Below are 5,441 nucleotides of genomic sequence, written 5' to 3' on the forward strand. Positions count from 1 at the left end.
GTAGAAAATCGTGTCGGTTTTCATGAGTTCGCTCTATCCCTCTGGTGCGTGACGGGGTTCCGAAGGATTATTTTTGACTTTTTTGGGGTTACTTGCCCTCGGACTGCCTATAAAGAGCGATTTTAGCCAATTCCAGCGCTTTTTTAGTAAGGATAGCATCCAAGAAAGGGGGAAAGGAAGATAAGGAAATTATATCTCTACTGGCGAAAGTCGTCCCTCTACCGGTTTAAATTCGTCCTCTAATAGCCAATTTTCCGCTTCCTCGACTTGTTAGCTCGCTTGTTCATCTCATGCCAGAAACAAATTCTTGTAACGTAATTCCAGCAGTACGAATAAGACTACGAAGCGTACCTTTTGCCACTTCACGATGATCAGGAACAGAGAGTGTTACCTGTTCACCCTCCTTAACCATAATGATATGGCTTGCACTTTGACGCGCAACTTGCCAGCCGAAGGTTTCAAATATTCGGACTACTTCACGTCCGCTGAGAACAAGGAAGAGCAGAGGACATGATTAGGCCATTACCTCTACTTGACAAGTTTCAATCGTGAGCGGTAGTCCACGTTCTGCACGAACTTCAAGGCAAGCGATAATCGCATCTCTGATATTTTCCAGAGCTTCTGCTCTCGTTTGACCTTGGCTGACACAACCCGGAATACTGGGGCATTCTACAACCCAAACCCCATCCTCGTCACGGTCAAGTGTTACAGTCAACTTCATAACTTCTCACCATAATCTCCCAGCTTATATTTTACCTATTAGGGTCTAAGTTGGTTAAGTAGCGATCGCTAATTCTTGCTAAACAGCATATAGAATAAGGGTTTTGAAGAAAAGCGTCAAGGAGATAAGGAAATTATATCTCTACTGGCGAAAGTCGTCCCTCTACCGGTTCAAAGGTGAGTACCACCTGATAACCCTCAGACGGATCGTACACGCGACAGTTTCCTGAAGATTCAGCCAGTAAAAGCAAGACATAGGGAGGAGATAGCAGCGGATCGCTCCAAACCTCGGCAAAATTCCAATTATTATCGGCTAGGTTGGCTGCAGGGGATAACGTCATAGGGGTTTTCTGCATCGAGCCAATGTTTTCTAGAATGGGGAGAGAATTAATTGCCATCGCTCCATGATTCAGAGTATTTCGTCCTCTTGGTTGTCTGAGTATTCCTCGGCAGTTGCCGCGGGAATTTGCGCTATTTTAGTCTTTTTTGGTTGGTTATGCCTACACTTTAACCTGATCGGCCTAGCTTTCATCCTACTAGCGATCGCCTATGTGGTGGGAGGATACGAAAGTACCCAAGCAGGATTAACGACTTTATTCGAGGAAAAAGAACTGGATGTGGACCTCTTAATGATTGTAGCGGCGTTGGGGGCGGCGATTTTGGGACTCTGGGATAGTAATTACTATCTCATCATCGATGGAGCCATTTTAATCCTGATTTTCGCCATTAGTGGCGCATTAGAACAGATTGCCATGGCGAAAACCGATCGCAATATTCGTTCTCTCATGGCTATGACTCCCGATACTGCTAGATTAATCACGGGAGACGGCGAAAAAGAGGTTCCTATAAAGCAATTAAACATCGGTGATACAGTTTTGGTCAAACCGGGTGAATTAATCCCCATTGACGGCATTATTATGGAGGGAAACAGTCCCATCAATCAAGCGCCAATTACCGGAGAATCGCTTCCCGTGGATAAAACCATCGGGGAAGAAGTCTTTGCGGGAACTCTCAACGGTGCGGGAGCGCTACGTTTAAAGGTGGAAACTCCCCCCGAAAGTCGCTTAATTGAAAGGGTGATTCGTTTGGTAGAAAAAGCGCAAAATGAATCCCCTCCCTCCCAACAGTTTATCGAAGGTTTCGAGCGGGGTTATGCGAAAATTATCGTGATTTTGGGCTTAATTTTCGGGATTTTACCGCCTTTTTTCTGGGGTTGGACCTGGGAAACCACTATCTATCGGGCCTTAATTTTTCTCGTGGTGGCCTCTCCCTGTGCTTTAATGGCCTCAATTATGCCAGCTTTGTTATCGGGTATCGCTAACGGGGCAAAACAGGGGATTTTATTCAAAAATGGCGCAAGATTGGAGATGATCGGCCGCCTACGAGCGATCGCTTTTGATAAAACCGGCACTCTCACCCTTGGTAAGTTGCAAGTGGTGGAAATTGTCCCTATCCATGCAGTCAGCGAAAATGAGGTGTTAGCGGTGGCTGCATCCCTAGAATCCTGTTCCGAACATCCCATCGCAGAGGCAATTACCAGCACAGCGATCGAACGTGGTATAAATTTCTTCAGTGCTAATCAGGTACAAGCGGTATCGGGACGGGGTATCACGGGAAAAATTGCCGATAAGTCGGTATCTGTGGGCAATTTTGCCTATATTCGTGACCATATTTCCGATCTTGACCAGAATATCTTAGCTATCCGCGAACGTTTACAAAAAGAAGGTAAAACCCTCGTCTGGGTAGTACGGGAGAACCAAATTATCGGTGCGATCGCTGTGGGCGATACCCTTCGTGACTCGGCAGTTAATCTGGTGGAGAAACTAAAAAAGAGCGGTATCGAACATATCGTTTTAATTACGGGTGATAATCAACAAAGTGCCGATAAAGTCGCTAAAAAACTCGGCATTGAGGAGGTTTACGCTGATTTACTGCCCGAAGATAAGTTAACCGTCATCCAAAATCTGCAAGAAAAATATCACACTGTTGCTATGGTGGGGGATGGCATTAATGACGCACCCGCTTTAGCTATGGCTAATGTGGGGATTGCCATGGGAAAAGCTGGTAGTGATGTCGCCTTGGAAACAGCCGATATTATCCTCATGTCCGATAATTTAGCCAAAATTCCCAGTGCTATTAACCTCGGTCGTCGTGCCAATCGCATTGTTAAACAGAATATCACTTTCGCCCTCGCATTTATCGGCATATTGCTAATAGCCAATTTTGCCGGTGATATAACTTTACCTCTAGGTGTCATCGGTCATGAAGGATCGACGGTATTAGTGACTCTCAGCGGTTTAAGATTGTTGAAATAGGGATAAAAATAACGAGAACTATGGGTGAAATACAGGCAATCCGAGGCACAAAAGATATTTTACCGGCGGAGGTCGGTTACTGGCAGTGGTTAGAGGAAACCACTTGCAGAATTTTAGCGACTGCGCTGTATCAAGAGATACGAACTCCTATTTTTGAACAGACGCAACTTTTTGAACGGGGTATCGGGGAAGCGACGGACGTGGTAGGTAAAGAAATGTACACTTTCCTCGATCGCGGTCAACGTTCCCTGACTTTGCGACCAGAAGGAACAGCTGGGGTCGTTCGCGCCTACATTGAACACAAATTACAGGCTGCAGGAGGAGTACAAAGACTCTGGTATAAGGGGCCGATGTTTCGTTATGAACGTCCGCAAGCGGGTAGGCAGCGACAGTTTCATCAAATCGGGGTCGAATTATTGGGAAGTGATGACCCTAGGGCGGATGTGGAAGTAATTACCCTTGCCAGCGAGATATTAAAAGCTGTGGGGCTAGAAAACCTAAAATTAGACCTTAATTCCCTGGGAAATGCCCAAGATAGGCAAAATTATCGTCAGGCCTTGCTAGATTATTTGACTCCTTACAAAGCTGATTTAGACGCGGATTCTCAACAGAGATTAGAAAAAAATCCCCTGCGAATTTTAGACAGTAAGGACGAGAAAACCAAGATTATCTGTGAGAATGCCCCCAGTATTCTTGAACATCTCGGCAGTGATTCTCAAAAGCACTTTGAACGGGTACAATCTTTACTAACGGATTTAGGAGTTATCTATAATCTTAATCCCTGTTTAGTGCGAGGATTGGACTATTACACCCATACGGCCTTTGAAATTCAGTCCGATGATTTAGGCTCTCAAGCGACGGTTTGCGGTGGTGGTCGTTATGATGGTTTAATAGCTCAATTAGGTGGTCTAGACACACCAGCAGTGGGTTGGGCGATCGGTTTAGAACGTCTGATTATACTATTACAACAAAAGCAATCTTTATCTTTTTTGGTTCCCGATTTTTATCTCGTCTCCAAAGGAGAAAAAGCTGAGGAGCGCAGTGTGGTATTAGCACAGGAATTACGCAGATTGGGGTTTAGCGTCGAGTTGGACTTAAGCGGCAGCGCTTTCGGGAAACAATTTAAACGGGCCGATCGAGCTAAGGCCGTGGGCTGTATAATTTTGGGGGATGCTGAGGCTGAAAATGGCACGGTACAACTGAAATGGATGGCCACCCAAGAACAAATTAGTCTAACCCAAGCGGATTTATTGACACAAGCAAGGGAATTAAAAGCACAAATCTCTCGGCACAAATCCTAAGTTTTAGCGTCATAGGCAAACATTAGGCCTAGGCTAAGATTATGGAATTTATACTGCAAAAACAAGGGGAGAATCACGGACGCACAATTTCTACTGATTCCCTAGAAATTGTCTCGGGAAACTATCGTCTCTTGGCCCGTCTGGATTCTCCTTTTGCCCATATCGAAGTGCGTATCGATTACGAATCTCCCGAAAGTAGTGAACGATATACTCATTATTATCGATCGGATGCCGGGGGTTGGCTAGAAATTTTTTCCTATCGAGATTTAGGAATAGGTAGCTGGAAAATTCGCTGTTATGGGGATATTCTGGCAGAATTAGAGGGGCAAGGTTGGCAAGAAACGTTAACTTTAATTGTTACTCCTGTTAAGATCAATTATCTGGCTCAATTAGAACAGTTAATTAAAACCGAAATTGAACCTTTATTAGCACAAGAATCCTCTCCGGAGATGGTAAAATTAGAACTGGCTGATTTAACCAATAATTCCGCCTTTGTTTTTGATTTATGCCTACCAGAGGAAACAATGATTGCTAGAGAAGGGGTAACTCTAGAACTGCCGGAACCGGCTAATATGAAAAAGAGCCTTCAAAGTTTATCTAATCGCAATTCTGCACCCCTACCTCCGAAAATATCTGGTGCTAATTCTCGCCGAAAATCACCGCAACTGCCCCCAATTCCTAAAAATAAATAGGGTTTGCTGCAAAAGTTTGTCGGTGGGATTAGGAGTCGGTCGTCGGTCGGGAAAGTCAGAACAAGGAGTATATGGTTCGCATACCTACCCATAGAAGACCCACCCATCCGGGCCAGATGCTGAAAGAGGAATTTTTGCGGCCGATGGGCATCACACAACGTCAACTCGCCGATGCGATTGGGGTTCCTTACCAGCGAATTAATGAAATTGTCAACCGTCGCCGGGGGATTACCGAAATTTTGGGTTAAAGCCCCGTCCTTTTAGGACGGCTTTTTAAACTATAGCTTGTTAACTTAACTTTTATTGTGCTATACTGATGTTTTCTAAGTACCCCCTGCGTAAAATGTTTGTCTTAGAGTTTAAAGTTAAAGCTAAAACTCAACAGTATCAAGCCATAGACGATGCTATTCGTA

Annotated in this window: 6 protein-coding genes and 1 pseudogene; 4 read left to right on the forward strand and 3 right to left on the reverse strand. The window is 44.7% G+C overall.

Features of this window, described 5'->3' with window-relative positions:
- Positions 1-283 precede the first annotated feature (283 nt).
- From BGL89_RS21015 to BGL89_RS21025, 3 genes and pseudogenes are all read right to left on the reverse strand, one after another.
- Positions 284-512, reverse strand: a pseudogene (locus BGL89_RS21015) (type II toxin-antitoxin system HicA family toxin).
- 2 nt (positions 513-514) lie between these two features.
- Positions 515-721, reverse strand: coding sequence for a type II toxin-antitoxin system HicB family antitoxin (locus tag BGL89_RS21020; RefSeq protein WP_008198193.1), 207 nt, complete (start codon positions 719-721; stop codon positions 515-517).
- 133 nt (positions 722-854) lie between these two features.
- Entirely contained in the window at positions 855-1,061 is a 207-nt protein-coding gene (locus BGL89_RS21025) for a hypothetical protein (protein WP_286827464.1), read from the reverse strand.
- Between the two features lie 63 nt (positions 1,062-1,124).
- Between BGL89_RS21025 and BGL89_RS21030 the strand changes: the two genes are divergently transcribed.
- The 4 genes from BGL89_RS21030 (at position 1,125) to BGL89_RS21045 (ending at position 5,276) form a co-directional block, all read left to right on the forward strand.
- Positions 1,125-3,035 carry a heavy metal translocating P-type ATPase gene (locus BGL89_RS21030; RefSeq protein WP_286827465.1) on the forward strand — a complete coding sequence of 637 codons (1,911 nt, stop codon included), beginning with the start codon at positions 1,125-1,127 and terminating at the stop codon, positions 3,033-3,035.
- 20 nt (positions 3,036-3,055) lie between these two features.
- Complete coding sequence (gene hisS, locus BGL89_RS21035) at positions 3,056-4,336, forward strand: histidine--tRNA ligase (RefSeq protein ID WP_286827466.1); 1,281 nt, start codon at positions 3,056-3,058, stop codon at positions 4,334-4,336.
- 41 nt (positions 4,337-4,377) lie between these two features.
- Positions 4,378-5,028, forward strand: a complete 651-nt coding sequence (locus BGL89_RS21040) for a hypothetical protein (RefSeq protein ID WP_286827467.1) — start codon at positions 4,378-4,380, stop codon at positions 5,026-5,028.
- A gap of 71 nt (positions 5,029-5,099) precedes the next feature.
- Entirely contained in the window at positions 5,100-5,276 is a 177-nt protein-coding gene (locus tag BGL89_RS21045) for a HigA family addiction module antitoxin (protein ID WP_286827468.1), read from the forward strand.
- The last annotated feature ends 165 nt before the right edge of the window (positions 5,277-5,441 follow it).

The sequence above is a fragment of the Microcystis sp. LSC13-02 genome, from assembly GCA_002282935.1.
Lineage (GTDB): Bacteria > Cyanobacteriota > Cyanobacteriia > Cyanobacteriales > Microcystaceae > Microcystis.

Excerpts from the sequence above, each read along its gene's own strand:
- BGL89_RS21020 (WP_008198193.1), bottom strand. The coding sequence starts at position 721 with ATGAAGTTGACTGTAACACTTGACCGTGACGAGGATGGGGTTTGGGTT.
- BGL89_RS21025 (WP_286827464.1), bottom strand. The coding sequence starts at position 1,061 with ATGACGTTATCCCCTGCAGCCAACCTAGCCGATAATAATTGGAATTTT.
- BGL89_RS21030 (WP_286827465.1), top strand. The coding sequence starts at position 1,125 with ATGATTCAGAGTATTTCGTCCTCTTGGTTGTCTGAGTATTCCTCGGCA.
- hisS (WP_286827466.1), top strand. The coding sequence starts at position 3,056 with ATGGGTGAAATACAGGCAATCCGAGGCACAAAAGATATTTTACCGGCG.
- BGL89_RS21040 (WP_286827467.1), top strand. The coding sequence starts at position 4,378 with ATGGAATTTATACTGCAAAAACAAGGGGAGAATCACGGACGCACAATT.
- BGL89_RS21045 (WP_286827468.1), top strand. The coding sequence starts at position 5,100 with ATGGTTCGCATACCTACCCATAGAAGACCCACCCATCCGGGCCAGATG.